Genomic DNA, 24,250 nt, shown 5'->3' on the forward strand with positions numbered 1-24,250 from the left:
AACCCTGTTTTTTTGGGCCGCCGGCCCCCCCCCCCCCCCCCCCGCGGCCCCCCCCCCCCCCCCCCCGCGGGCCCCCCCGGCCTCGGCCCGTAGGCACGTGGGAGGGGTCAACAGGTCAGCGCAGCCAGGGCTCCCACACCTCGCGGTTGCGCTCCACCCACTTCTTCGCCGCCTGCTCGGGCGGCAGCTTCTCCTCGGCGATCATCAGAGACACCTCGTTCTGCTCCTCCACGCTCCATCGGAAGTTCTTCAGGAACGCGGCGGCCCTGCCTCCCGACTCCGCGAACCGGGTGTTCAGGTACTTCTGCAACGGCGTGTGCGGATAGGCGCAGGCGACCGCGTCCGGGTCGGCATCGCACCCCTCCTTGTACTCGGGCAGCTTCACCTCGGTCATCGGGACCCGTTCGAAGAGCCACTGCGGCTTGTACCAGTACGTCAGGAAGGGCTTGTGCTCCTTGGCGAACTGCTTGATCTGGGTGATCTGCGCGGCCTCGGATCCGGCGAAGACGACCTCGAAGTCGAGGTCCAGGTTCTTCACCAGCGCCTTGTCGTTCGTGACGTACGACGGCGATCCGTCCAGCAGCTGGCCCTTGCCCCGGCTCTCCCCGGTGCGGAGCCGGTCCGCGTACGCGTCGAGGTTCTTCCAGTCCGTGACGTCGGGGTGCTCCTCGGCGAAGTACGTCGGCACGAACCAGCCGATGTGGCCGGTCACCCCGAGGTCGCCGCCCGGAGTGATCGTCTTCTTCCCCTCGACGTACCGCTTCTCCTGCTCGGGATGGCCCCAGTCCTCCAGGATGGCGTCGACGCGGCCCTGGCTGAGGGCGTCCCAGGCCGGCACCTCGTCCACCTGGACGGTGTCGACGCGGTAGCCCAGCTCGTGTTCCAGCAGGTACGCGGCGACGGCGGTGTTCGCCTGCGCCCCGACCCAGGACTGCACGGAGAGCGTGACGGTCTTGGCGCCCTGGGCGGCGGCGTACGGGGAGGACTGGCGGGTCATGTCCGCCGCGCCGCAGCCGCTGAGCACGGCGAGGCCGGTCGTGGCGGCGAGCGCGGCGGCGAGAGCGCGGCGCAGGGGTCGTCCGTGCTGTCGGGCGGGCATGTCAGGCCTCCTTCGCGGGCTGGGTGACGCGGTCGAGCAGCAGGCCGAGGCAGACGATCGCGGCGCCGGCGACCAGGCCGGTGGCCAGGTCGCCCTGGGCGAGGCCGAGGACGACGTCGTAGCCCAGTGCGCCGCCGCCGACGAGGCCGCCGATGATGACGACGGCGAGGACCAGCACCACGGCCTGGTTCACGGCGAGCAGCAACGCGGGCCGGGCAAGCGGCAGTTGGACCTGCCACAGCTGTTGCGAGCGGGTCGCTCCGAGGGACCGGGCGGCCTCCATGGCAGCCGGGTTCACCTCACTGAGGCCCTGGGTGGTGATGCGGATGACGGCCGGGAGCGCGTACACGACGGCGGCGGCCGCGGCCGGGGCACGGCCGACGCCGAACAGGGCGACGACGGGGATGAGGTAGACGAACTGCGGCATGGTCTGGCACACGTCCAGCACCGGGCGCAGCAGCCGCTGCGCGCGAGCGCTGCGGGCGGCGCCGACGGCCGTCGCGAAGCCGAGGACGAGGGTCACGGCGACGGCGGCCAGGACCTGCGAGAGCGTGTCGAGGGAGGAGTCCCAGACGCCGAGGACCCCGATGGCGGCGAGGGCCAGGACCGCGGTGAGCGCGGTGCGCCAGGTGCCGACGTACACGGCGAGGGCACCGGCCAGCAGCAGCAGGAGCCACCAGGGCGATGCCTGGAGCCCGCTGCGCAGGGGGTCGAGGACCCAGCCGGTGAAGCGGGCCGACCAGTCCGCGGTGCCGCCGACGACGGGCACCCCGGAGTACAGGTGGGCGGTCATCCAGGCGACGGCCCGGTTCACGGGTTCGGCGATGGGCACGGTCCAGGACTCGGGCCACAGCGTGGTCCCGGCGATCCGCCCGGCGACCGCGGCGGCGACCGCGGCGAGGACGGTGAGCAGGCGGCCGTACCACCCGGCGAACACCCTGCGCAGCAGGTGCCGCGCCCGGACCGGGTCCGGGTCGGTGCCGAGCCGGGTGCCGGCCGCGTCGGCGGTTCGGTCGAGGACCACGGCGAGCAGCACGATGGGGATGCCGGCGGCGAGGGCGGCACCGACGTCCACGGAGGCGAGTGCCTGGTAGACACGGTCGCCGAGGCCGCCCGCGCCGATCACGGACGCGATCACGGCCATGGACAGCGCGGTCATGATGGTCTGGTTGACGCCGAGCAACAGCTTGCGGCGGGCGAGCGGGAGCCGCGCGGTGAGCATGCGCTGGCGTCCGGTCGCGCCCAGCGAGGCGGCGGCCTCCATGACTCCCGCGTCGGCCTGGCGCAGGCCGAGCGCGGTGAGGCGGGCCATCGGCGGGGCCGCGTAGACCACGGTGGCCAGGACTGCGGCGGGCACCCCGATGCCGAAGACCAGCACCATCGGGAGCAGGTACGCGAAGGCGGGCAGGACCTGCATGGTGTCGAGCACCGGGCGCAGGGCGCGGTCGGTGCGCGGGGAGAGGCCGGCGGCGAGGCCGAGCAGGGTGCCCACGACGACGGAAACGGTGACGGCCACGGCCATCAGCGCCAGGGTCTGCATGGTGGGGATCCACATGCCGAGCAGTCCGCAGGCGGCGAACGCGGCGACGCAGGTCAGCGCGAGCCGCGCGCCCGCGAGGCGCCAGGCCACCAGGGCGGCCAGGGAGGTGACGCCCAGCCAGCCGGCGGCGAGCAGGACGGTGTAGACGGCGCGCACGGCCACCACGACGGCGTTGCTGACGTGCCCGAAGAAGTAGAGGAAGAGCGGGTGGCTGTCCCGGTGGTCGATGATCCAGTCGCCGGCCCTGCCGAGCGGGCCGGACAGGTCGACGGCCAGGGCGGCGGGCCAGCTGCCGGCGCCGGGGAAGGCGAGGGCGAGCGGGAGGAGCAGCACCGCGAAGAGGGCGAGCGGCAGGAGCTTGCCGGCGGCGCGGGAGTGCAGGAGTGCGGGGAGGCGGCCGGTCTTGGAACGGCCGCCGGACGCGGCGTCGGACGTACGGCCAGGCGTGTGGCGGGGGTCGTCACCGGACGCGGCGCCGGACGTCTGGCGGGGCGCGTCACCGGACGCGTCGCCGGACGCGCGGCCAGGCGTGTGGCGGGGCGCGTCACCGGACGTGCGGCCGGGCGCCTGGCCGGACGCGTCACCTGACGCGGAGCGGGGCGTGTGGCGGGCGGTCCGCCCGGCGGAGTCCGCCAGGGTGTCACCGGCGGCGGCGCAGCTGTCGGAGGTGCCGTGAGTGCCCGAAGCGTCGGAGGCCGCCGACCGGGTGTCCCGGGCGGCGTCGTCGGCGGTCCGGCCGCGCTCGTCCGCCCGGTCGCCGTCCCGGCCGCGGGAGCCGGAACCGTCCGGTCCGGCGGAGCGCCGCCGGCCACCCGGGTCGCGGGGGTCGCGTACGGAGGAAGGGAACGCGGTCATCCGCACCACCTGCCCGTGTCGGGGACGGGGGCGGGGCGAGGGGGTCGGCGCGTCACGCGGCCACCCCCCGTGCTGTCGGGGACGGTATGCCGGCCACGACAGCGAGGAGGGCCGCGTCGTCGACGATGCCGAGGCACCGGCCCCGGTCGACGACCCGTACGGGACCGCCGCTGCGGGCGACCGCTTCGATGGCCTCGACCACGGTCGTGGCCGGGGCGAGCGCCGGGCCCTGCTCGGCCTCGCCGGCCGCGGCCGGACGCATGGCGCTGCGTACGGTGAGGACCTGCTCGCGCGGCACGTCGCGGACGAAGTCCCGTACGTAGTCGTCGGCGGGCGACCCGACGATCTCCTCCGGGGTGCCGAGCTGCACGATCCGGCCGTCGCGCATCAGCGCGATCCGGTCGCCCAGCCGCAGCGCCTCGGCCAGGTCGTGGGTGATGAAGACCATGGTGCGGCCCTCGTCGTGGTGCAGGCGCGCGACCTCGTCCTGCATCTCGCGGCGGATCAGCGGGTCCAGCGCGCTGAACGGCTCGTCGAACAAGAGGACTTCGGGGTCGGCAGCGAGGGCGCGGGCGAGGCCGACGCGCTGCTGCTGTCCGCCGGAGAGCTGTCCGGGACGGCGGTCCTCCAGCCCGTCGAGGCCGACCTTGGCGACCATCTCGGCCGCCTTGGCGCGGCGTTCGGCGCGGCCCATGCCCTGGATCTCCAGGCCGTAGGCGACGTTGTCGAGGACGCTGCGGTGCGGCAGCAGGCCGAAGTGCTGGAACACCATGGCGGCGCGGTGGCGGCGCAGTTCCCGGAGCCGGGCCCGGTCCATCGCGAGGACGTCCTCGCCGTCGATGGAGAGCGTCCCGGCGGTGGGTTCGATCAGCCGGGTCAGGCAGCGCACCAGGGTGGACTTGCCGGAGCCGGACAGGCCCATCACGACGAAGACCTCGCCCTTGCGGACGTCGAATCCGACGTCGCGGACGGCCGCGGTGCAGCCGGTCCGCTCGCGCAGTTCGGCGGCCGGCAGGTCGGTGTCGGCGGAGCCGGGGACCTTGGCGGCCGCGGCCTTGGGGCCGAAGACCTTCCACAGGCCCGCCACGGAGAAGACGGGGGTGCCGGTGGTCGCGGGTCCGGCCGGAGCCGGGGTGGTCAGGGTCATCGGGTCCTGCCTTCCAGCAGCTCCGCGGCCTTCTCGCCCACCATGAGCACTCCGATCATCGGGTTGACCGCGGGCATCGTCGGGAAGACGGAGGCGTCCGCGATGCGGATGCCGTCCAGTCCGCGGACCTTGAGGTCCGGGCCCACGACGGCGCTGTCGTCGTCGAGGGCGCCCATCTTGCAGGTGCCCGCCGGGTGGTAGACGGTGTGGGCGACCGAGCGGGCGTAGGCGCTCAGCGCCTCGTCGCTGGTGACGTCCGGGCCGGGACAGACCTCGCGCTTGAGCCAGCCCGCCAGGGGCTCGGCCGCCGCGATCCGGCGGGCCAGTTTGATGCCGTCCACCAGGGTGCGGCCGTCGTAGTCGTCCTCGTCCGTGAAGTAGCGGAAGTCGAGGGCCGGTTTGACCTCGGGGTCCGGGCTGGTGAGGTAGAGGCGTCCGCGGCTGCGGGGCTTGGGGATGTTCGGCGTCAGCGACACGCCGTGCGGCGGGCGTTCGTAGCCGAGGCGCTCCGGGTTGTCGGTGAAGGGGATCTGGTAGAAGTGGAACATCAGGTCGGGGCCCGGCGCGTCGGGGTCGCGGCGGACGAAGAGTCCGGCGTCGCTGTCCATCGCGGAGTTCTCCGGGATCGGGCCGTCGGTCTCCCAGACGATCACGGACTCGGGGTGGTCGAGGAGGTTCTCCCCCACGCCCGGCAGGTCGTGGATGACGGGGATGCCGAGGGCCTCCAGGGCCCCGCGGGGGCCGATGCCGGAGTGCAGCAGCAGGCGTGGGGTGTCGACCGCGCCCGCGCAGACGACGACCTCCCGGCGTGCGCTGATCAGGGACTCGGCGCCGTCCTTGGTCCGTACGTGCACGCCGCGCGCCCGGGTGCCGTCCAGTTCCAGGCGGTACGCCCAGGTCTCCAACAGGAGGTGGAGGCCCGGCCGGTCGTCCATGACGGGGTGGAGGTAGGCCACCGAGGCGGAGGAGCGCTTGTTGGTCTCCGGGTGGTAGGCGAGGTCGAAGAATCCGACGCCCTCGTGGAACGGCTTGCGGTTGAAGCCCTCGACGCGGGGCACGCCCAGTGCGCTCCGGGCCGCGTCCACGAAGTCGCGGGCGATGGCGTTCCGGTCGTCCTCGCCGACGGGGACGATGTTGTTGAGGAGCCGGTCGTAGTACGGGTCCATGGCGGCGGCGTGCCAGCCCTCGGCGCCCGCTTCCGACCACTCGTCCCAGTCGGAGGGCAGCGGCTTGAAGGCGATGAGCGTGTTGTGCGAGGAGCAGCCGCCGAGCACGCGGGCGCGGCTGTGCCGGATGTGGGAATTGCCGCGCGGCTGCTCGGTGGTGGGGTAGTCGTAGTCCAGTTCGCCGCCGAGCAGGCCCATCCAGCGGCGCAGGGTGAGCACGTCGGGGCGGTCGACGTCGCTGGGGCCGCCCTCGATGACGGCGACGGTGACGTCCGGGTCCTCGGTGAGGCGGGAGGCGATCACCGAGCCCGCGGTGCCGCCGCCGACGACGACGTAGTCGTACTCCCGCGGCTCGCCCCCGTCTCGTACGGTGCCGGCGGTCGTGGGGGTGGGGGGTTTCGTGGTCACTGTGCTGGTCTCCCTTCAGCCCGCGAACCAGCGCACGGGGCGCGGGGCGAGGTTCTGGTACACGTGCTTGGTCTCGCGGTACTCGGCCAGGCCCGCCGGGCCGAGTTCGCGGCCGGTGCCGGACTTCCCGAAGCCGCCCCACTCGGCCTGCGGCAGGTACGGGTGGAAGTCGTTGATCCACACGGTGCCGTGGCGCAGCCGGCCGGCGACCCGGCGGGCCCGCCCCTGGTCCGCGGTCCACACGGCGCCGGCCAGCCCGTACTCGGTGTCGTTGGCCAGCGCGACGGCTTCGGCCTCGGTGTGGAAGGTCTCGACGGTCAACACCGGTCCGAAGACCTCCTCCCGTACGACGCGCATCCCGCGGTGGCAGCGGTCGAGGACGGTCGGGCGGTAGAAGTAGCCGGGTCCCGCGGGCCGTTCGCCGCCGGCCCGGAGCACCGCGCCCTCGGAGAGGGCGCAGGCCACGTACTCCTCGGTCCGCGCGAGCTGCGCGGCGGAGACCAGCGGGCCGCATTCGACGCCCGGGTCGGTGCCGCGGCCGAGGCGGATCAGGTCGGCGCGCCGGGCGAGTTCGGCGACGAAGCGCTCGCGCACCGGCTCCTCGACGATCAGCCGGGAGCCGGCCGAGCAGACTTGGCCGCTGTGCATGAAGGCGGCGTTGAGGGCCTGGTCGACGGCGGTGTCGAAGCCCTCTTCGGTGGCGCAGGCGTCGGCGAAGACGACGTTCGGGTTCTTCCCGCCGAGCTCCAGGGCGACCTTCTTGACGGAGTCCGCGGCGGCGCGCATCACCTTCGTACCACTGGTGAGGCCGCCGGTGAAGGAGACGAGGTCGACGTCGGGGTGGGCCGAGAGGCGGGCCCCGACCGGGTCTCCGGCGCCGGTGACCAGGTTCGCCACGCCGGCCGGGAGTCCGGCTTCCACCAGCAGCTCGATGAGGGCCGCGGTGGTCAGCGGGGTGATCTCGCTCGGCTTGACGACGAAGGTGTTGCCCGCGGCGAGGGCCGGTGCGATCTTCCAGCTGGCCTGGAGCAGCGGGTAGTTCCACGGGGTGATCAGGGCGCACACGCCGACGGGCTCGTGGACGACGACGCTGTGGATGTCGGGGGAACCGGCGTCGATCACGCGTCCCGCGCTCTCGCCGGTGACGAGGTCCGCGAAGTAGCGGAAGGCGGCGCTGACGCAGTCCACGTCGACCCGGCCCTCTTCGAGGGTCTTGCCGGCGTCCCGGCTCTCCAGCAGCCCGATGCGCTCGCGGTCGCGCTGGAGCAGGTCCGCGGTGCGGCGCAGCAGCGCGGCCCGTTCGGCGACCGGGGTCTGCGGCCACTCTCCGCCGTCGAAGGCGGCGCGGGCTGCGCTGACCGCCGCGTCGGTGTCCGCGGTGCCGCCTTCGGCGACCACGGCGAGGACGGTGGCGTCCACGGGGTCCAGCACCTCCCTGGTCGCCCCGGAGACCGCGGACCGCCACTTTCCGGCGATGTGGATCGTCTTCTGCTCGGGAACCTGTTCGGGGATCTGGTCGGGGGCCTGCTCCGGGTTCTGCTCCCGGCTCTGCTCCGGCTTCTGCTGGGACACGACGCGCTGTACCTCCGCTTCCGTCACCGCGGCCGACCCGCGGTGAACTAGCAAGGAGCGCGCTTGCCCCGTTCCCCGCGAGCCATGTCTCATACGTCACGGAAGGTGACAGGGGTCACGCCGCACTGCTCCGGCCGCGGGCGGCGTCCGCCCGGGCGAGGGTGGACCGGGCATCGTCCGACGCGCGGCGCTCCGCCGGTGACGCGCCGGACGGCATTTCACCGCTTCCGCGTGGCCGCCGTGGTTCCATCCCAGCGGGGGCCCGTCAGCGTGACCGTGGAGGAGGCTGGATGTCCGGCTCGACCGAGGGCCGCGGCGGCCCCCCGCCAGGCGTACGACGGCCGCGCGCCGCATCGCGGCGCCGGCCGACGCGCGAGGTGCGCAGGGACATGGCCCAGCTCTTCTGCGCGGCGGTCGGGCTGGTGCTGGGGCTGCTGGCGCCCCGCTTCCCGGTGGGCCCCCGGGTGGACGCGGAGCGGGTGGTGAGCCTCCTGTTCACCGTCGGATTCGGCGTCATCAGCCTCGTGAGCATCATCTACTCGATGCTGTTCCTGGTCGTGCAGTTCTCCGCGAGCACCTTCACCCCCCGCCTCGGCCTCTTCAGGGAGGAGCCGATCGTCTGGCGCGCGTTCGCCTTCACCGTCGGCATCTTCGTCTTCACCATCACCGCCGCGATGGCCATCGGCGCCGACAGGAGCGTTTCGGTCTTCGTCCCGTGCGCCGCCATGGTGCTCACCCTGGTGGCACTGGCCCTCATGCGCACGCTCCAGGCCAGGGCGTTCACCTCGATCCAGCTCGGCCACTCGCTGACCGCGATCGGCGCCCGGGCGCACCGCCTGTTCGACACCCTGTACGTCGCCCCGTACACGGCTCCGTACGACGCCGCGCGCGAGGCTCGGGACGCGGCACGGTACGAGGGGGGTGCGGGGGCCGGGGTCCCCGTCGTGCCGCCCGGCGCCGCCTCCGTCAGCTGGTCGGGGCCGGCCTCGGTGCTCCAGCAGATCGACGTGCCCGCGCTCGTCGCCGCGGCGCGGGCGCACGGCTGCGGGATCGTCTTCCGGGTGGCCCCGGGGGCCACCCTCACCTGGGGCGCCGAACTCGCCGTGGTGACGGGCGGCGAACTGCCCGAGGCGGAGCTGCGGGGCGCCCTGACGACCGGGGTGGAGCGCACCTTCGACCAGGATCCCGAACTGGCGTTCAGGCTGCTCGTCGACATCGCGCTGCGCGCCCTGTCGACTGCCGTCAACGACCCGGCGACGGCCGTGGAGGCCCTGGACCGCGTGGAGGACCTGCTGACCCGGCTCGCCGGCCGGGACCTGGACATCGGCCGGTTCTCCGATGCCGGGGGCCGGTGGCACGTGGTGGTGCCGGTACCGGACTGGGAGCGATACGTCCGCACGTGCGTCGACGACCTGCTCCCGGCCGCCGCCGGGTCGCCGATGGCGCTGGGCAGGATGCGCGATCTGCTGCGCGTGCTGGCGGATCGGGCGCCCGAGGACCGGCGTCCCGCCCTGCGCGACCGGCTGGGGTGGGTCGAGCGCACGGGCGGCGACACGTATCCGCTGATCTGGACGTCCCCGCGCCCCCGGTAGCCCCCGGTAGCCCGCGGCGGCCGGCGGGCGCAGGCGGGGCAGCGCGACCGCTCCGGTCGCGCGATCCGCTCCGCCCGCGTCTCCTGGGTCCATGGACCGCGACGGACCCGCAGGTGCGGCCCGGGCCGTCCCGACGGCCCGGCGGCGCCGTCGTGCGACGGCGGGACACCTGGTGCGTTCGGCCGCGTCGGCGGCCCTGCTCACCACGCTGTACTACCTGGCGCCGCTGGACCGCGGTTTCGACCCGGTCACGGTGCTGCTGCTCGTGGTCGGCCTGGCGGTCTTCGGAGGGCTGGTCGCCTGGCAGGCCGCGGCCATCAGCCGTGCGCAGTATCCGCGATTGCGGGCGGTCGAGGCCCTGGCCACCGCCGTACCGCTCTTCCTCGTGCTCTTCTCGGCGTCGTACTTCCTGCTGGCCGCGCAGGCCCCGCAGTCGTTCTCGGAGCCCCTGAACCGGACCGACGCGCTGTACTTCACGGTCACGGTGTTCGCGACCGTGGGATTCGGGGACATCGTGCCGACCACGCAGACCGGCCGCGCGCTGACCACGCTCCAGATGGTCGCCGACCTGATCGTGGTGGGAGTCGTCGCCAAGGTCCTCTTCGGCGCCGTCCGGATCGGGATCCGCCGACGTACCGGGGACGGGCCGGAGCCCGGCCCCGAACGGTGACCCGTTCGGCCGTACCGCGCGGTCCCGGCACTAGCATGGGGGCATGCCGCGACTCGAACTCCTGCGCCCCGACCACGCCCCCGCACTCCTGGAGTTCGAGCGGGACAACCGTTCCTACTTCGCCACGGCGGTTCCGGACCGGGGCGACCACTACTTCGCCCACTTCGACGTGCGGCACCGGGACCTCCTGGCCGAACAGGCCGCGGGGCTGCACTTCTTCCACGTGCTGGTGGGCGAGAGCGGCGAGGTCGTCGGGCGGGTCAACCTCGTCGACGTGGCGGACGGCGCCGCCGAGCTCGGGTACCGGATCGCGGAGCGGGCCGCCGGACAGGGGCTGGCGACGGCCGCCGTGCGCGAGGCCTGCCGCCGGGCGGCGTCCGACTACGGCCTGACGCGGCTGCGGGCGGTCACCACGCTCGACAACGCCGCCTCGCGCGCCGTCCTGGCCCGTACGGGATTCCTGCCGGGGGCCGAGATCCGGCTGGACGGCCGCCCCGGCCTCGGGTACACCCTCGACCTCCCGCGGCCGACGGACGGACCGGCGGACGGACCGGCGGGGCGGTAGCGCCGGGGTTCTGCCGGGTCCTCAGTGCTGGGCGGACGGCCAGGGCGTGGCGCGGGCGATCACCAGGGCGACATCGTCGTGGTCGCCCGGCCGGCGCAGCGAGTCCAGGAGGCGGTCGCAGGTCTCCTCCAGCGGGCGGTCGGTGTCGGCGAGGAGGCCCAGGAGGAGGTCGAGGCGCTCGTCGATGGGCTGGTCGCGGGTCTCGACCAGCCCGTCGGTGTAGAGGACCAGCCGGTCCTGGGGGCGCATGCTGACGGTCGTGGCCTCGAAGGGGATGCCCCCCACGCCGAGGGGCGCGCCGGTGGGCAGTTCGAGCAGCCGGGGGGGCAGGCCCGGCCGGACGAAGACCGGCGGAAGGTGCCCGGCGACGGCGATCCGGCACTGGGCCCGGTGGGGGTCGTAGACGGCGTAGACGCAGGTGGCGATGGTCTCCTCCAGGGCGGCGGTGGTCCGGTCCAGCTGCCGCAGCACCTGGGTCGGGTCCAGGCCCAGCTCGGCGAGGGTGCGGGTGGCGGTGCGCAGCTGCCCCATGCTGGCGGCGGCGTTGATGCCGCTGCCCATCACGTCGCCGACGACCAGCGCGGTGCTGCCCCCGACCTGGGGGATGGCGTCGAACCAGTCGCCGCCGATCTCGCTGGTGGCCGCGGCGGGCTGGTACCGGTAGGCGACCTCCAGGCCCGCGGTGTTCGGCGGGTGGTGCGGGAGGAGGTGGCGCTGGAGGGCGAGCGCGGTGTGGTGGGCGTTGCGGTACCAGCGGGCGTTGTCGATGCACACGGCGGCCCGCGCGGCGAGTTCGCCCGCCAGGACGATGTCGTCGTCGTCGAAGGGCAGCGGATTGCGGGTGCGTTTGAGGTCGAGGGCGCCGAGCACCTCCCCGCGGGCGATGAGCGGCACGGCGAGGTAGGAGCTCAGGCCGGCGCGGGCCAGCATGGCGGCGGCGTCGTCGTCGCGGGCGATCCGGGAGATGTCGCGGGCGTGGACGTGGGCCACGAGGACCGGGTGCCCGGTGGTCACGGACTGGGTGACGAGCCGGTCCGCCTCGTACCGGGCGATGTCGCCCGGGGGGTCGGCGGCGCCTACGGCCTCGCTGGGGTAGGCGGCGGCCAGGGCCAGGGCCCGGAACACGGCCGGTTCGTGGGCGGAGGACTGGAGGCTGGGGCGGCCGTCGAGGACGGAGTCGAGGATGTCGACGGCGGCGATGTCGGCCAGTTCCGGCACGACGACGTCGGCGAGTTCCCGGGCGGTCTGCTCCAGGTCGAGAGTGGTGCCGATGCGGACGGTGGCGTCCGCGATCTGTGCGAGGCGGCGGCGGCTGCGGGCGATCTCCTTGGCCGCCAGGTGGCTCTGGGTGATGTCGACGATGGAGGTCGCCAGGCCCAGTACCCGCCCGCCGGCGTCCTCCAGCCGGTAGTACGACACCGACCAGGCGTGCTCGTGGTGCCGGTCGCCCTGGTTGTGGCCCGCCGTGAACTGCTCGACGAGCGGCGTGCCCGTGGCCAGGACCTGGCGCATGGCCGCCTCGACGGCTGCGGCGTCGTCGAGGAAGGACAGGGCCTCCCGCACGCCCCGCCCGATGTGCTGGGAGGCGGGCAGGCCGTTGATGCGCTCCAACATCGGGTTGACCAGGACGTAGCGCAGGTCCGTGTCCAGGACGGCGAGCCCGATCGGGGACTGTGCGACCAGCCGGGCCGAGAGGGCGAGGTCGCGCTCCAGGTGGCGCAGCCGGGCGCGGTCGGTGGCGATGCCGAGGGCGTAGAGGTCCCCGTGCTCGTCGAGGAGCCGCATGTTGCGGAATTCCACCAGGTGGCGGCTGCCGTCCTTGTGCCGCACGGGGAAGGCGCCCGCCCAGTCCCCCGCGCCGCCCATGACGCGCGCGAAGAGCTCCATGACCAGCTCCAGGTGCTCGGGGGCGGCGAGCAGGCGGGCGGCGGGACGGCCCAGCGCCTCCCCCGCCGTCCAACCGAACAACTGTTCCGCCTGAGGGCTCCACAGGGCGATCCGGCCCTGCGCGTCGAGGACGATCGCGGCGACGTTCAGTACGTCGAGCAGGCCGCTCGGCGGGGCGATCCGCGCCTCCACCGCCGCTTCCACCAGCGCCTCGTCGGCCCGGGCGGCACGGGCGGGCGGGGTACCGCCGGCCTCGGTTCCGCCACTCTCAGCCATCACGGGCACTCCCTCCGGCCGCCGGTCTCCACCCTCCAGTAAATGGCCGAGCCCGGCCCCGAGCATCTCGGAGCCCCGAGCCAGGGACAGGTGCGTCTCCGTGTCCGCTTCCCGCAGCGCCCTCCGAGGTGACGGACCCCCGCCACGGGGCCGTCACCCAGCGCGACGACGGCGGCCTCGTGAGCGACACCCGCAGCCGGGGCCGGAGCCGGCGCGGCCACCGGCCGGACCCGCACCGTCCCCGCGCACCGGGCGGGCGGCCGTCACGCCCACTCGGTGGGGCCGCCGCCGATCCAGGTGATGCGGGGGTCCTCGCCCGCGATGAGTTCGGCGCCGTCCTCCAGGCCGATCCGGCGGAGGAATTCGACGACGTCGTCGACCCCCGACGCGACGCCGAGCCGCTCGTCGACACCGTGGGCGTGCACGGTGACCGGTCGGCCGCCCCGGGCCAGCGGGGGGTGGATCGTGACGTGCGTACGGTCGGGCATGGAGCCAGGCTGCCGGGACCGCGCGCTCGGCGCATCCCGGCGGCTCTGTATGGCTGAGCCGGCGGGCCGCGCCCGTCAGCGGGCGGCGGGCTCGCGGGTACGGCCGCCCGGGAACCGCGCCAGCGTCACCGTCCGCAGCAGCCACTCCACCGGGCCGTACCGGAACCGGGCCATCAGGTGTGCGCTGAGGGCCAGTTGGGCGCCGTACAGCACGAGGGAGCCGAGCACGACGGCGGCCGGGCCGAGGCGGTCGTAGAGCGCGAGGCCGTAGCCGGTGAAGACGAGGGCCATGACCAGGGACTGGGCCAGGTAGTTCGTCAGGGCCATCCGTCCGGCGGGGGCGAGGAGCGCGGTGATCCGCGCGCCGCGGGCGGTCCGCATGAGGAGCAGCATGCCGCAGACGTACGCGGCGGTCAGGGCCGGGGCCGTCACGGTGCCCACCACCTGCCCGAAGAGCGCCCACCGGGGTCCGAACGGACCGGTGGCGGTCAGCGCCATGAAGACGCTGCCGGGAAGCCCGGCGGCGACGCCGAGCAGGCACATCCGCCGCATCGCGGCGTGCCGGCTCCCCACGTCGGCGAGGAAGCGCTGCTTGCCGCAGTACAGGCCGAGCAGGAAGGCCGCCACGACGAAGCCGCCCATCAGGATCGCCCCCAGCAGGGCGTCGGGCAGTTGGCCGAGGTTGGCCCGCACGACCGATGCGGCATCGCCCCGGTAGTCGGCGGCCAGTGCGGGGAAGCCGGAGGCCAGTTCGGCGTCGAGCGCGGCGGCCTCCGCGTGGGAGGCGAGCAGTGAGAGCGCCCCGACGAGCAGCAGGAACGCGCACGCACAGCCGTAGACGATCCAGGCGGCGAGCCGCGCCGCGCGCGGGGACCAGTTGCGCGCGGCGACCAGGACCAGGGCGAACACGGCGTACGTCATGAGGATGTCGCCGACGTACAGCAGTACGGCGTGCAGCGCCCCCAGCACGAACAGGCCGAGCGACCGGCGCAGCAGCCGGGGAACGGGCCGGGCGCCGTCGCCCTCGGCCGAGGCCAGCTGCAGGGTGAAGCTGTAGCCGAAGAGGAACGAGAAGAGCAGGTAGAACTTGCCGGCCACGAAGGTCTGGACGAGGCCTTCGACGGTCCGGCCGAGCAGGGAGGCGTCGGGGTCGTCGACGCCGCTGAGGGCGTACGGGCCCGCCATCATCAGCGCGTTGACCAGCAGGATGCCCAGGAGTGCGAAGCCGCGCAGGGCGTCGAGCTCGGATATGCGCAGTCGGTCCTGGCGTATGTGCGCGGTCGTCGTGGCCACTGCTTCCCCCCAAGTGGTCGTTGCGGTGCAGGGCCTTCCCCCGGTCGTGAGCACCGGCCGCCCACCGTAGTTGATCACGGCCCGAACGGCTGGACGAGCACGGCCGGACGAGCTCGGCCGGGGCGCCCGATCCTTTCGGCTCCCTTCGGCATATTTTTGCGACGATTGTAAGATTCCCGCATGAGCGCCGAAACCCCGGGACTCCGCGAGTCCAAGAAGCAGGAGACCAGGCAGCTGATCTCCGACCACGCCACCCGGCTCTTCCTCGCGCAGGGCTTCGAGCGGACGACCGTCGCCGAGATCGCCGCGGCGGCCCGCGTGGCCAAGAAGACGGTGACGAACTACTTCGCGCGCAAGGAGGACCTGGCCTTCGACCGCCAGGAGGCCTTCACCGCCGGCCTGGCGCTCGCCGTCACGGGCCGCGGGGACGGCGAGACCCCGCTCGCCGCACTGCGCCGGGAGTTCACCGCAGCCCTGGAGGGCCACGATCCGGTCGTCGGCTTCGCCGGCCCCGACTTCTCGCGCATGATCGCCGACAGTCCGACCCTCACGGGCCGCCTGCGCGAACTGCACGACCAGCGCGAGGAGGCCCTCGCCGCGGCCTTGGCGGCGCTCACACCCGGCGACGCGCCGGACCTCGCTCCGCGCGCGGCCGCGGCGCTCGTGGGCGCCGCCCACCGCCTGCTCTTCCGGCGCATCCAGGAACTCACCCTCGCCGGGTACGACGACGGCGCGATCACCGCCGCCCTCACCCCCGAGGCCGCCCACCTCTTCGACCTCCTCGACAGGGCGTTCACCCCCGCGAACGCGTGACGGAGGCCATCGGCCCGAGCGGCCGTCCCGGAGCCGGTCGGCTGCGAATCCGGGGTGGGACGCCGACCGGGCCCCACCCCCGCGAAGGAGATCCGATGCACCGATGGGAAGTCGCGTACGACGCGGGCCGGCCGGAGGGACGGCCCTGCCGCCACCTGAGCGGGGCGCCTGCCCCGGGTGCGGACCCCGTCCGTCCGGCGTCCGCGCCGGCCGGGCGCCGCGCGTCCGGGTGCCCCGACTGCCTTGCCTCCGGGCAGCGGTGGGTCCATTTGCGCGCCTGCCTGACCTGCGGGAATGTCGGCTGCTGCGACAGCTCACCCGGACGACACGCCTGGTCGCACGCCGCGCGTACCGGACACCCCCTGGCCCGCTCGGCCGAAAAGGGCGAGGTGTGGGCCTGGTGCTACGAGGACGAGGTCTTCCTCGTCCCGTCCTCCCCCGGCGCCCCGGCCCAGGGCCCGACCGAGGACCCGACCGAGGGCGGCGCCCCGGATGAGGGCAGGCTCTGACGGGCGCTGGGCCTCAGGGCGCGGTGCGGTGGGCGGACGGTGTCAGCCGCTCCCACAGGAAGGTGTGGACGAGCGCCTCGTTGAAGGCGGTCTGGCGGTGGTCGGTCGCGCCCGCGTGGCCGCCGCCCAGGTGTTCGTGGAAGTGGACCCGCTGGCCGAGCTCCCTGAGCCGGGCGGCCATCTTGCGTGCGTGCCCGGGGTGCACGCGGTCGTCGCGCGTGGACGTGAGCAGCAGCAGGGGCGGGTACGTGACGTCCGCGCGGGCCTGGTGGTACGGGGAGAGCGCCGCGAGGTGCGGGCGGTCGGCGGGGTCGTCGGGGTCCCCGTACTCGGCGGTCCAGCTGGCTCCGGCGAGCAGCCGGTGGAAGCGGAGCATGTCGAGCAGGGGCACGTGGGCGACGACCGCCCCGAAGAGCTCCGGGTGGCGGGTGAGCATGGCGCCCATCAGGAGGCCTCCGTTGCTGCCTCCCTCGATCCCCAGCTGGGGCGCGGTGGTGATGCCCCGGTCGACGAGGTCGCGGGCGACGGCGGCGAAGTCCTCGAAGGCGCGTACCCGGTTCGCCCCGAGGGCCGCCTGGTGCCAGGCGGGGCCGTACTCGCCGCCGCCGCGGATCGCCGCGACGACGTACGTGCCGCCGCGCGCGAGCCAGGCCCGCCCGACGACGGGGCTGTACCGGGGCACCAGGGAGACCTCGAATCCCCCGTACCCGTAGAGCAGGGCCGGTCCGGGGCCGGACCGGTCCTCGGGGCCGACCACGAAGTACGGGACGCGCGTGCCGTCGGCGGAGGCGGCGAAGTACTGGCGCACGCCGAGCCCGGCCGCGTCGAAGAGGGCCGGGGCCCGTTTGAGGGCTTCGCCGGGGCCGTCGGCCACCCCCCGGTACAGGGTGGCGGACTGGAGGAAGCCGGACACGTCGAGGAAGTACTCGTCTCCCTCGTCGGGGGTGGTGCAGACGACGGAGGCCGTGGAGAGCGGCGGTACGTCGGCGAGCGGCGCCCGGGTCCACCCGTCCCCGTCCGCGCCGGGGGTGAGGATCTCGATGCGGGAGGAGACGTCGGCGCGGGTGGCGAGGATGAGGTGGTGCCGGGTCCAGTGGTGGCCGGCCAGCGCGGTGTGCCCGTCGGGCGCGAACAGCACGGTGGGCTCGCGGACGCCGGCCCGGTAGTCCTCGAAGTCGAAGGCGAGCAGGGTTCCCGGAGCGTGGCCGAGCCAGGGCGTTCTGGGAGTCACGATCAACCACTGCCGGTGGACGTACTTGGCGGCGTCGTCCGGCACGTCGATCCGGTACAGCCGCTCGCCTCGGGTCCCTTCCGGCAGCAGCAGGAAGAGGCGGCTGTTCCAGAAGTCCAGGCTCTGGGAGACGAAGTCCCGGGTGAATCCCGGGGTGTCATCGTGCCATCCGACCGCGGACAGGTCCGACGCCCGCCCCTGGTAGACGAGTTCGGCCTCCTCCAGCGGCGTTCCCCTGCGCCACCGGCGCACCTGGAGGGGGTAGCCGGACGCGGACACGGAACCGGGCCCGAAGTCCGTGCCGATCCAGACGCTGTCGCGGTCGATCCACCCGATCCGGGTCTTGGCCTCGGGGACGGCGTACCCGTCCCCGACGAACTCCAGCGACTCCAGGTCGAACTCCCGCACCACGCAGGCGTCCGCGCCGCCGCGCGAGAGCATCACCAGGGCGAGGCGGTGGTCGGGCGCGAGGACCTCGCTGCCGGCCCACGCCCAGTCCTCCCCCTCCGCTTCGGAGAGCGCGTCCAGGTCCAGGACGGTCTCCCAGGCCGGCCGGTCCTTGCGGTACTCCTCCAGGCTGGTCCGCCGCCACACCCCGCGCACGCGGTCGGCGTCCTGCCAGAAGTCGTAGAGGTGCCGGCCGCGGCGGAAGACGTAGGGAATCCGGGCGCCGTCGTCCAGCACCTCGCGCACCTCGCGTTCGAGCACCTTGAAGCCGGGCGTCCCGGCCAGCGCGTCCAGGGTCTCGGCGTTGCGCTCGCGCACCCAGGCGAGGGCGGGCCCGCCGGTCACGTCTTCCAGCCACAGGTAGGGGTCTTCGTCGCTCATCCGCCGATTGTGCAGGACCCGGGGCGCGGCGGTCAGCGCATGAGATGAATGGTGATCACGCACCCATCATGCCGGGCCGGCGGACCTCCCACCTGCCGAGGCGAGACCGAGCCAGGTGTGCGGGTTCCCTTCCCAGCACCATCCGAGCTTCGGGGCGCCGTTGCTGATCCACAGCGCCGGGACGCGCCGGTCGCCGAATCGGGTGCCGGCCAGCGAGAAGCACTTGTTCTTCGCGAGCGCCGCCGGGTGGTGGTTGACCAGCGCGAGGCCCTCCTCGATGGTGAGGGGGGTGCGGCCCCGCTCGGCGATACGCGCCATGGCGTGCAGGGGGACGACGTCGCAGAACTCCTCACCCCGCTCGGTGTCGAAGACCAGGTACGCGGCGGCGTCCGGGACTTCCAGCTCCTCGACGGACACGAAGCGCTCCAGCTCGCCGGGCTTGTAGAACCGCTCGATGATGCCCGGCTTGTCCTTGCCCGCGAGGGCGGTGAGCGGAACGGCCGCTTCGAGCGGGACGAGTTCCCTGGTGACGACGATGAGGAACGGCGCGCGGCTCTCGGACGGGGCGGCCATGTCGGCGGCCCGCGCGAGGGCCGGTGCGCGCAGCGGTTCGAGAAGGGCGCGGAACGCGGCCTCCGTGCGTCCCGCGAGCGCCGGGTAGCCGAGCCCCACCAGGGTCTGGACCTGGCGGTCGAATTCAACGCCGGCATCGAACTGGGTCATACAGGGCCTTCCCGTGGAGATCGCACATGCGTACGGCGAAGGTAAAGATACCCTGAGGCCTTTCCTCATTCAAGAGGATTTTTACCACGAGCGCACTTTTCCACATCGTCCGATCGCTGCTGTGCCTGTGGCGACGGCGGAGAGGGCGAGAGGAACGCGCCCGCCTTGAGCTCCAGCTGCCCGGCGAAGTAGGCCGCCGCGTCGGGGCGCATCCGGGCGAGGGCGACCATGCCCGTGATGATGACGTCGCACACCTCGTCGTGCACGTCCTCCCAGGTGTGGGAGTGCCCCTTGCGGGGGTTGGTGCCCCTCGCTCCGATGACCGCCTGTGCGGCCTCGCCGAACTCCTCCCCGATCTTGAGCACTTGCAGCAGGTGGCTTTCCTCCGGCTGGATCTCCCGCTCCGCGTCGCAGGCGTCGAACCGGTGCGCGAGAGCGCTGATGATGTCCCATGGGGCAGGTGTGGTCACGGTGTACGGTGCCCTCCTCTTCCGGGACCCGCGCCGGGCCCCGCGCCCAGCCCTACCCCGTCCGGCCGCCGCAGGCACCCCGCCGCGGGGATGTCCGGCCGAGGGCCCGCCCGGGGCCTGTCGGCGGCGCTACGCGTCGTCCACCGCCCGGGGGGCGCGCGGCTCGGCCTCGCCCACCGGGCCGGGGGCGTCCTCGTCCAGTGCGGGCCAGCGGGTCGTGGACCGCCCCGAGGCGAGCTGTTCCACGACCTCGGCCAGCTCCTGGCAGGCCTGCTCGATCCTGAGGCGGATGGTGTTCTGTTCGGTGACGAGCGCCGACAGCAGCAGCGAGGTCAGCGCCGCGGAGCCGTTGAGCGCCTGGAGGTTGGCCATGCCCTCGACCAGGGTGTGGTCGGCGAAGGGACCGATCTGTCCGATCGCCGCCGCATTGGCCAGCACGGACACCAGCAGCATGACCGGCGCGCTCCCCGCGAGCTGGAAGCGCAGGGCCGCCCAGATCAGCAGCGGGAAGACGAGGAAGAGCAGCGCCAGTCCGCTCCTGGTCGCCAGGAGGGTGACGGCTACGGCCGAGACCGCCAGGGCGGACGCCTCGGCCCACCGGTACGTTTCCAGGGGCAGGTGCGCCTTGCGCAGGACCAGCAGCAGCGGCGTGATCACGAGCACGCCCATGGCGTCGCCCGCCCACCACGTCCACCACACGGTCCAGAAGCCGCCCTCCGGCAGGCTGTCGGTGAGCTCCAGCAGCCACGCGCCGACGGTGGCGCTGATCAGCATCGGCGCGAAGCCGCCCAGGAAGACCAGGGCCACCCCGTCGCGGAACCGCTCCAGCGCGATGCGGAAGCCGACCTGTCGGAGCATCAGGAAGGCGCACACGGGGGCGAGGGTGTTTCCCGCGACGATGGCGAGCCCGACGTAGTCGATGGGGCTGATCGAGTGGATGACCAGCACGGCGCCGAGCGCGATCCCCGGCCAGACCCCGAGCCCCAGCCAGAGCAGGCAGCCCAGGGCGATGCCGGTGGGCGGCCACAAGGGAGTGACGACCGCGCCCTCGACCACGACCTGCTGGAGCAGGCCGATCCGACCGCCCGCGTAGTAGGCGGCGGCGACGGCGAGGATCCGGAGCACGGCCGGGCACAGACGTCGCAAGCCCTCGGAGCGCATCACTGCATCAGACAACAGTCCGCCCCTGCCAGGGGCGCGTGACACGCTCTACGGTCTGTTACGGGTCACCCGATCCGGGCGGGGTGCCGCCTCGTGGCGCAGGACGAGCACCGCGGCGTCGTCCTCGTGGCCGGTGGAGTCGGCGACCTTCATCACCTCGGCGGCCAGGTCGCCGGGGTCCGCGCCAGCCCCGGCGCGGATCACCTCGGCCACCCGGGCCAGGCCGGCCTCGATCGGGAAGGACGGGCCCTCCACGACCCCGTCGGTGACCAGGACGAACGATCCTGCGCTCGTCAGCGGGCGCCGGGTCACGGGATACTCCGAGCCCGGCAGCATGCCCAGGGGCAGGCCGCCCTCGTCCTCCACGATGCCGTACTCGCCCCCGGTCGTGGCCCATAGGCCGGGTACGTGGCCCGCACGGGCGCTCTGGACCTCCCAGGCCACGGGATCGAAGCGGACGAAGGTGCAGGTCGCGAAGAGGTCGCAGTCGACCGAGAGGAGCAGTTCGTTGGCCCGCCGGAGCACCTCGCCGGGGTCGGCTGCGGAGGCCGCCACGGCCCGTACGGCGATGCGGACCTGGCCCATGAAGGCCGCCGCCTCCACGTCGTGGCCCTCGACGTCGCCGATCGAGAAGCCCAGGGCGCCCGAGGGGAGCGCGAAGCCGTCGTACCAGTCGCCACCCACGCTCAGGCCGTGCCGGGCGGGCGCGTAACGGGCCGCCGTGCGCAGCCCCGGCAGGGCGGGCAGGGATGCGGGCAGGATCTCGCGCTGGAGCGCCTCGGCCAGCTCGACGCGGGCCTGGTGGAGCTCGGCTCCCTCCCTGGCCTGGGCGGTGAGCCGCCCGAGCCGCGTCAGCAAGTCGTCCGCGGTCGCCGACCGCGTGGCCCGATGGGGGGTCATGGAGCGCTCCGAGGTACGTTCGCTTCAGGGCCCTGGCACGAAAACCCCGGTTCATTGTATTTCGACCACCCGCTGATCACATCTCGAACGACGGATCGGGGCCACACCTGGGGACGGGTGCCGCACCGCGCCGGCCGTCGTGGCCGTTGGAGCCGTTGGGGCCGTCAGGCCGGGGGCTCCCCACCTGCCGGCGGCCGGACCGCCGCCGGATCGAGGATGCGGTTGAGGAAGTTGCGGGTGCGCTCCTCCCGCGGACGGCCCACCACCTGCGCCGCCGGACCCTCCTCGACGATCACGCCGCCGTCCATGAACACCACCCGGTCCGCGACCTCGCGGGCGAAGCTCATCTCGTGCGTGACGACCATCATCGTCATGCCCTCGCCCGCCAGCACCCGCATCACCGACAGCACTTCGCCGACGAGCTCCGGGTCGAGCGCCGAGGTGGGCTCGTCGAAGAGCATCACCTCCGGGCCCATCGACAGGGCCCGGGCGATGGCCACCCGCTGCTGCTGGCCGCCGGACAGCTGGGCCGGGAAGGCGTCCGCCTTGTCGGCGAGCCCGACCCGGTCGAGGTTCTCCAGCGCGACGGCCGCGGCCCGCTCCTTGTCCCGGCCCAGTACGCGCCGCTGCGGCAGCGTGAGGTTGCCGGTGACGTTCACGTGCGGGAAGAGGTTGAACTGCTGGAAGACCATGCCGATGCGGCGGCGCACGGCGTCGATGTCGACGTCCAGGTCGGTGACCTCCGTGCCCCCGACGAAGACCTGGCCCCCGGTGGGCTCCTCCAGCAGGTTCACACAGCGCAGCAGCGTCGACTTCCCCGATCCGGACGGTCCGATCACGCACACCACCTCGCCGCGGGCGACCTCCAGGTCGATGCCGCGCAGGACGTGGTTGTCGCCGAAGGACTTGTGCAGCCCCCGGATCTCGATCTCCGGGCGGTCCGTGGCCTTCGTGTCCACCGCTTCCCTCTCCTGTGGCATCTCGTCCTCACGTGGCCTTGTCCGCGCGCGCCTCGAGGCGGCGCACCACGAAGCTCAGCGGAACGGTGACGAGCAGGTAGCACAGGCCGGCGACGAGGATCGGGGTGGAGTTCGCGGTCTGGCTGGCGAGGTCCCGTCCGAATTTCGTCAGCTCCCTCTCCTGCAGCGTCACCCCGAGGAACAGCACCAGCGAGGAGTCCTTGAACAGCAGGACCAGTTCGTTGGTGAGCGGGGGGATGACGATGCGGAAGGCCTGCGGGATGATCACCGACACCATGGCGCGGGCGTGGGAGAAGCCCAGGGAGCGGGCCGCCTCCATCTGCCCCTTGGGCACCGCCTGGATGCCGGCCCGAATCGTTTCCGCCATGTACGCGGCGGCCACCAGGCCCAGACCGATCGCGACCTTGCCGTACGTCCCGCCGGGGATCTCGGTGCCCGGAAAGGCCAGCGGCACGGCCACGCCCACGAAGATGAAGATCAGCAGGGCGGGCAGGCCGCGGAACAGTTCGATGTAGACACTCGCGACCCAACGGTACGGGGCCACGGAGGACAGCCGCATCATGGCGATGACCAGGCCGAGCACGAGACCGAGCAGGAAGCCGGACATCGTGTACACCACCGTGTTGCGCAGCGCCGTGGTGATGATCTCGGGGAAGAGGCGCAGGGCCAGGTCCTTCTGGGCGAACTGGTTCTGCAGCCGGTCCCAGTCGGCCGATACGCCGATCAGCACCAGCACCGCCGCGAAGAGCGCGTACTGGACGCCCTGCGAGACGCGGCGGCGCTGTCGCCGGGTCAGCCGAGAGGTCACGGCGTGGCCTGGGGCAGGGGCCCGATCCACTGCTCGTAGAGCTTCTTGTAGGTGCCGTCGGCCTTGGCGTCCGTGATCGCCTTGTCGATCGCGGCCACGAGCGCGGTGTTGCCCTTCTTCACCGAGAAGCCGTACTGCTCGCCCGTCTCGATGTTCTGCCCGAGGGTGAACTCGGCCGCGTTCTTCGGGTCCTTGAGCCAGCCCTGGACGACCGGGTAGTCGATGACGACGGCGTCGACCTGCCCCGTGCGGAGCCCGTTGAGCACCGCGTCCGAGCTCTCGAACGCGACCGGATCGAACCCCTGCGCCGTGGCATAGCTCTCGCCGGTGGTCTCGGCCTGGGCGCCCAGCTTCTTCGACTTGGCCTTGACGTCGGCGAGGGAGGTGACGCCGCTCTTCCTGGTCGCCAGCAGTGCCTGGGTCGCGTCGAAGTAGGGGACGGAGAAGTCCACGTTCTTCTTGCGCTCGTCGGTGATCGTCATGCCGGCCGCCGCGAGGTCGCACTCGCCGGAGTTCAGGAAGGCGCCGGTCTTGAAGTTCTCGAAGGGCGTGTCGAGGATCTTCTGCTCGACCTTGAGCCTGGTCGCGACCAGGTCGACCAGGGCCACGTCGAAACCGACGACCTTGCCGTCCCGTTCGAACTGGAACGGCGGGTAGGGCAGGTGGGTGCAGGTGGTCAGCTTGCCCTTCTCGACCACGGGCACCCCGCCCGCCGCCTCTCCCGGCCCGTCGTCGCCGGAGGAGCAGCCCGCGGCGAGGAACACCCCCGCGGCGGCGCCGGCCGCGGCGCGGATGCGGAAGCTGCTGCGACGACTGCGGGTGCCTCTGGCCGTCCGGAACACGGTTGACCTCCACGAGTGCGGGGCGGGTGGCGGTCGCGGGACGGGACCGTCCGCCGAGATCGTAAGGCACGGGTGGCGTGCGACGAGGGATCATCAGTGATGCGTTCCGGAGGTACCCGTCGACATTCGGCCATGATCGGGATCGCGCGGGGCCACGGGCCCGGCTCCGCCACCCGCACGGCCGTACCGCGGTGTCGGCCGCGCGCGCCGCGGTGCCCGCCGAGCCCCCGGATGCCCCCGGACCGCCGGACGGCTCCCGTGGCGGGAGCCGTCCGGGGACGGCCGGGGCGGGCCGGGGGCTGCCCCGGCCCGCGTCCGGGCTAGAGCTAGGGCTAGGGCCTGTGTGATGTCGTGATCAGCTTCTGAGTTCTTCACTCTGCGCGGAGTGGGATCCGGTAGGACTGGGGTCGTGACACGTAGGCAACTC

21 protein-coding genes are annotated in these 24,250 nt (G+C 73.4%); 5 read left to right on the forward strand and 16 right to left on the reverse strand.

Going from position 1 to position 24,250, the window contains the following annotated elements; all coding sequences use genetic code 11:
• Positions 1-115 precede the first annotated feature (115 nt).
• Genes ACFWU6_RS13915 through ACFWU6_RS13935 form a run of 5 tightly spaced genes read right to left on the reverse strand, consistent with a single transcriptional unit; the run spans position 116 to position 7,727 of the window.
• Positions 116-1,099 carry an ABC transporter substrate-binding protein gene (locus ACFWU6_RS13915; RefSeq protein ID WP_383810774.1) on the reverse strand — a complete coding sequence of 328 codons (984 nt, stop codon included), beginning with the start codon at positions 1,097-1,099 and terminating at the stop codon, positions 116-118.
• A gap of 1 nt (position 1,100) precedes the next feature.
• The gene (locus ACFWU6_RS13920) at positions 1,101-3,494 is read right to left on the reverse strand and encodes an ABC transporter permease subunit (protein WP_383980974.1); all 2,394 of its coding nucleotides are present in this window, start codon (positions 3,492-3,494) and stop codon (positions 1,101-1,103) included.
• Between the two features lie 52 nt (positions 3,495-3,546).
• On the reverse strand, positions 3,547-4,641 hold the full coding sequence (locus ACFWU6_RS13925) for a glycine betaine/L-proline ABC transporter ATP-binding protein (protein WP_383980976.1): 1,095 nt from the start codon (positions 4,639-4,641) through the stop codon (positions 3,547-3,549).
• The gene (locus ACFWU6_RS13930) at positions 4,638-6,215 is read right to left on the reverse strand and encodes a GMC family oxidoreductase (protein WP_383980978.1); all 1,578 of its coding nucleotides are present in this window, start codon (positions 6,213-6,215) and stop codon (positions 4,638-4,640) included. Before ACFWU6_RS13930 ends, ACFWU6_RS13925 begins: the two co-directional genes overlap by 4 nt.
• A 15-nt stretch (positions 6,216-6,230) precedes the next feature.
• Positions 6,231-7,727 (reverse strand): aldehyde dehydrogenase family protein, encoded by a 1,497-nt coding sequence (locus tag ACFWU6_RS13935; RefSeq protein WP_383980998.1) that lies wholly within the window; start codon positions 7,725-7,727, stop codon positions 6,231-6,233.
• 449 nt (positions 7,728-8,176) lie between these two features.
• Between ACFWU6_RS13935 and ACFWU6_RS13940 the strand changes: the two genes are divergently transcribed.
• The 3 genes from ACFWU6_RS13940 to ACFWU6_RS13950 all read left to right on the forward strand — a co-directional run bounded on the left by ACFWU6_RS13940 (position 8,177) and on the right by ACFWU6_RS13950 (position 10,614).
• Entirely contained in the window at positions 8,177-9,379 is a 1,203-nt protein-coding gene (locus ACFWU6_RS13940) for a DUF2254 family protein (RefSeq protein ID WP_383980980.1), read from the forward strand.
• 91 nt (positions 9,380-9,470) lie between these two features.
• Positions 9,471-10,049: a potassium channel family protein gene (locus tag ACFWU6_RS13945; protein WP_383980981.1), complete on the forward strand. Its 579-nt coding sequence runs from the start codon at positions 9,471-9,473 to the stop codon at positions 10,047-10,049.
• Between the two features lie 43 nt (positions 10,050-10,092).
• Complete coding sequence (locus tag ACFWU6_RS13950) at positions 10,093-10,614, forward strand: GNAT family N-acetyltransferase (protein WP_383810756.1); 522 nt, start codon at positions 10,093-10,095, stop codon at positions 10,612-10,614.
• Positions 10,615-10,635: 21 nt separating this feature from the next.
• Here ACFWU6_RS13950 and ACFWU6_RS13955 read toward each other — a convergent pair whose 3' ends face one another.
• The 3 genes from ACFWU6_RS13955 to ACFWU6_RS13965 all read right to left on the reverse strand — a co-directional run bounded on the left by ACFWU6_RS13955 (position 10,636) and on the right by ACFWU6_RS13965 (position 14,558).
• Complete coding sequence (locus tag ACFWU6_RS13955; protein WP_383810754.1) at positions 10,636-12,777, reverse strand: SpoIIE family protein phosphatase; 2,142 nt, start codon at positions 12,775-12,777, stop codon at positions 10,636-10,638.
• A gap of 263 nt (positions 12,778-13,040) precedes the next feature.
• Positions 13,041-13,265 carry a hypothetical protein gene (locus ACFWU6_RS13960; protein WP_383980983.1) on the reverse strand — a complete coding sequence of 75 codons (225 nt, stop codon included), beginning with the start codon at positions 13,263-13,265 and terminating at the stop codon, positions 13,041-13,043.
• A 75-nt stretch (positions 13,266-13,340) separates the two neighbouring features.
• On the reverse strand, positions 13,341-14,558 hold the full coding sequence (locus ACFWU6_RS13965) for a DUF418 domain-containing protein (RefSeq protein ID WP_383980985.1): 1,218 nt from the start codon (positions 14,556-14,558) through the stop codon (positions 13,341-13,343).
• A gap of 180 nt (positions 14,559-14,738) precedes the next feature.
• On the opposite strand from ACFWU6_RS13965, the gene ACFWU6_RS13970 reads away from it, so the two are divergent.
• Both ACFWU6_RS13970 and ACFWU6_RS13975 read left to right on the forward strand, forming a co-directional pair.
• Positions 14,739-15,371, forward strand: coding sequence for a TetR/AcrR family transcriptional regulator (locus tag ACFWU6_RS13970; RefSeq protein WP_383980987.1), 633 nt, complete (start codon positions 14,739-14,741; stop codon positions 15,369-15,371).
• Positions 15,372-15,466: 95 nt separating this feature from the next.
• Positions 15,467-15,880, forward strand: coding sequence for a UBP-type zinc finger domain-containing protein (locus ACFWU6_RS13975; protein WP_383980989.1), 414 nt, complete (start codon positions 15,467-15,469; stop codon positions 15,878-15,880).
• A gap of 13 nt (positions 15,881-15,893) precedes the next feature.
• Here ACFWU6_RS13975 and ACFWU6_RS13980 read toward each other — a convergent pair whose 3' ends face one another.
• From ACFWU6_RS13980 to ACFWU6_RS14015, 8 genes are all read right to left on the reverse strand, one after another.
• Entirely contained in the window at positions 15,894-17,939 is a 2,046-nt protein-coding gene (locus ACFWU6_RS13980; protein WP_383980991.1) for a prolyl oligopeptidase family protein, read from the reverse strand.
• 66 nt (positions 17,940-18,005) lie between these two features.
• Positions 18,006-18,662: a DUF5701 family protein gene (locus ACFWU6_RS13985; RefSeq protein ID WP_383810737.1), complete on the reverse strand. Its 657-nt coding sequence runs from the start codon at positions 18,660-18,662 to the stop codon at positions 18,006-18,008.
• 65 nt (positions 18,663-18,727) lie between these two features.
• The gene (locus ACFWU6_RS13990) at positions 18,728-19,132 is read right to left on the reverse strand and encodes a MazG-like family protein (RefSeq protein ID WP_383810734.1); all 405 of its coding nucleotides are present in this window, start codon (positions 19,130-19,132) and stop codon (positions 18,728-18,730) included.
• A 129-nt stretch (positions 19,133-19,261) separates the two neighbouring features.
• Positions 19,262-20,296 carry an MASE1 domain-containing protein gene (locus ACFWU6_RS13995; protein ID WP_383981000.1) on the reverse strand — a complete coding sequence of 345 codons (1,035 nt, stop codon included), beginning with the start codon at positions 20,294-20,296 and terminating at the stop codon, positions 19,262-19,264.
• Positions 20,297-20,341: 45 nt separating this feature from the next.
• Positions 20,342-21,193 (reverse strand): PP2C family protein-serine/threonine phosphatase, encoded by an 852-nt coding sequence (locus ACFWU6_RS14000; RefSeq protein WP_383810731.1) that lies wholly within the window; start codon positions 21,191-21,193, stop codon positions 20,342-20,344.
• A 164-nt stretch (positions 21,194-21,357) separates the two neighbouring features.
• Complete coding sequence (locus ACFWU6_RS14005; protein WP_383810727.1) at positions 21,358-22,152, reverse strand: amino acid ABC transporter ATP-binding protein; 795 nt, start codon at positions 22,150-22,152, stop codon at positions 21,358-21,360.
• 28 nt (positions 22,153-22,180) lie between these two features.
• Positions 22,181-22,981, reverse strand: coding sequence for an amino acid ABC transporter permease (locus ACFWU6_RS14010; protein ID WP_383810724.1), 801 nt, complete (start codon positions 22,979-22,981; stop codon positions 22,181-22,183).
• Positions 22,978-23,775 carry an ABC transporter substrate-binding protein gene (locus ACFWU6_RS14015; RefSeq protein WP_383810778.1) on the reverse strand — a complete coding sequence of 266 codons (798 nt, stop codon included), beginning with the start codon at positions 23,773-23,775 and terminating at the stop codon, positions 22,978-22,980. The genes ACFWU6_RS14010 and ACFWU6_RS14015 overlap by 4 nt, the downstream gene beginning before the upstream one ends.
• Between the last annotated feature and the right edge of the window lie 475 nt (positions 23,776-24,250).

The sequence above is a fragment of the Streptomyces sp. NPDC058674 genome (genome assembly GCF_042716505.1).
Classification (GTDB): Bacteria; Actinomycetota; Actinomycetes; order Streptomycetales; family Streptomycetaceae; genus Streptomyces.

Bases quoted from the DNA above. Each gene is read 5' to 3' on its own strand.
- ACFWU6_RS13915 (WP_383810774.1), bottom strand. From the start codon at position 1,099: ATGCCCGCCCGACAGCACGGACGACCCCTGCGCCGCGCTCTCGCCGCC.
- ACFWU6_RS13920 (WP_383980974.1), bottom strand. From the start codon at position 3,494: ATGACCGCGTTCCCTTCCTCCGTACGCGACCCCCGCGACCCGGGTGGC.
- ACFWU6_RS13925 (WP_383980976.1), bottom strand. From the start codon at position 4,641: ATGACCCTGACCACCCCGGCTCCGGCCGGACCCGCGACCACCGGCACC.
- ACFWU6_RS13940 (WP_383980980.1), top strand. From the start codon at position 8,177: ATGGCCCAGCTCTTCTGCGCGGCGGTCGGGCTGGTGCTGGGGCTGCTG.
- ACFWU6_RS13945 (WP_383980981.1), top strand. From the start codon at position 9,471: ATGGACCGCGACGGACCCGCAGGTGCGGCCCGGGCCGTCCCGACGGCC.
- ACFWU6_RS13950 (WP_383810756.1), top strand. From the start codon at position 10,093: ATGCCGCGACTCGAACTCCTGCGCCCCGACCACGCCCCCGCACTCCTG.
- ACFWU6_RS13955 (WP_383810754.1), bottom strand. From the start codon at position 12,777: ATGGCTGAGAGTGGCGGAACCGAGGCCGGCGGTACCCCGCCCGCCCGT.
- ACFWU6_RS13960 (WP_383980983.1), bottom strand. From the start codon at position 13,265: ATGCCCGACCGTACGCACGTCACGATCCACCCCCCGCTGGCCCGGGGC.
- ACFWU6_RS13970 (WP_383980987.1), top strand. From the start codon at position 14,739: ATGAGCGCCGAAACCCCGGGACTCCGCGAGTCCAAGAAGCAGGAGACC.
- ACFWU6_RS13975 (WP_383980989.1), top strand. From the start codon at position 15,467: ATGCACCGATGGGAAGTCGCGTACGACGCGGGCCGGCCGGAGGGACGG.
- ACFWU6_RS13980 (WP_383980991.1), bottom strand. From the start codon at position 17,939: ATGAGCGACGAAGACCCCTACCTGTGGCTGGAAGACGTGACCGGCGGG.
- ACFWU6_RS13985 (WP_383810737.1), bottom strand. From the start codon at position 18,662: ATGACCCAGTTCGATGCCGGCGTTGAATTCGACCGCCAGGTCCAGACC.
- ACFWU6_RS14000 (WP_383810731.1), bottom strand. From the start codon at position 21,193: ATGACCCCCCATCGGGCCACGCGGTCGGCGACCGCGGACGACTTGCTG.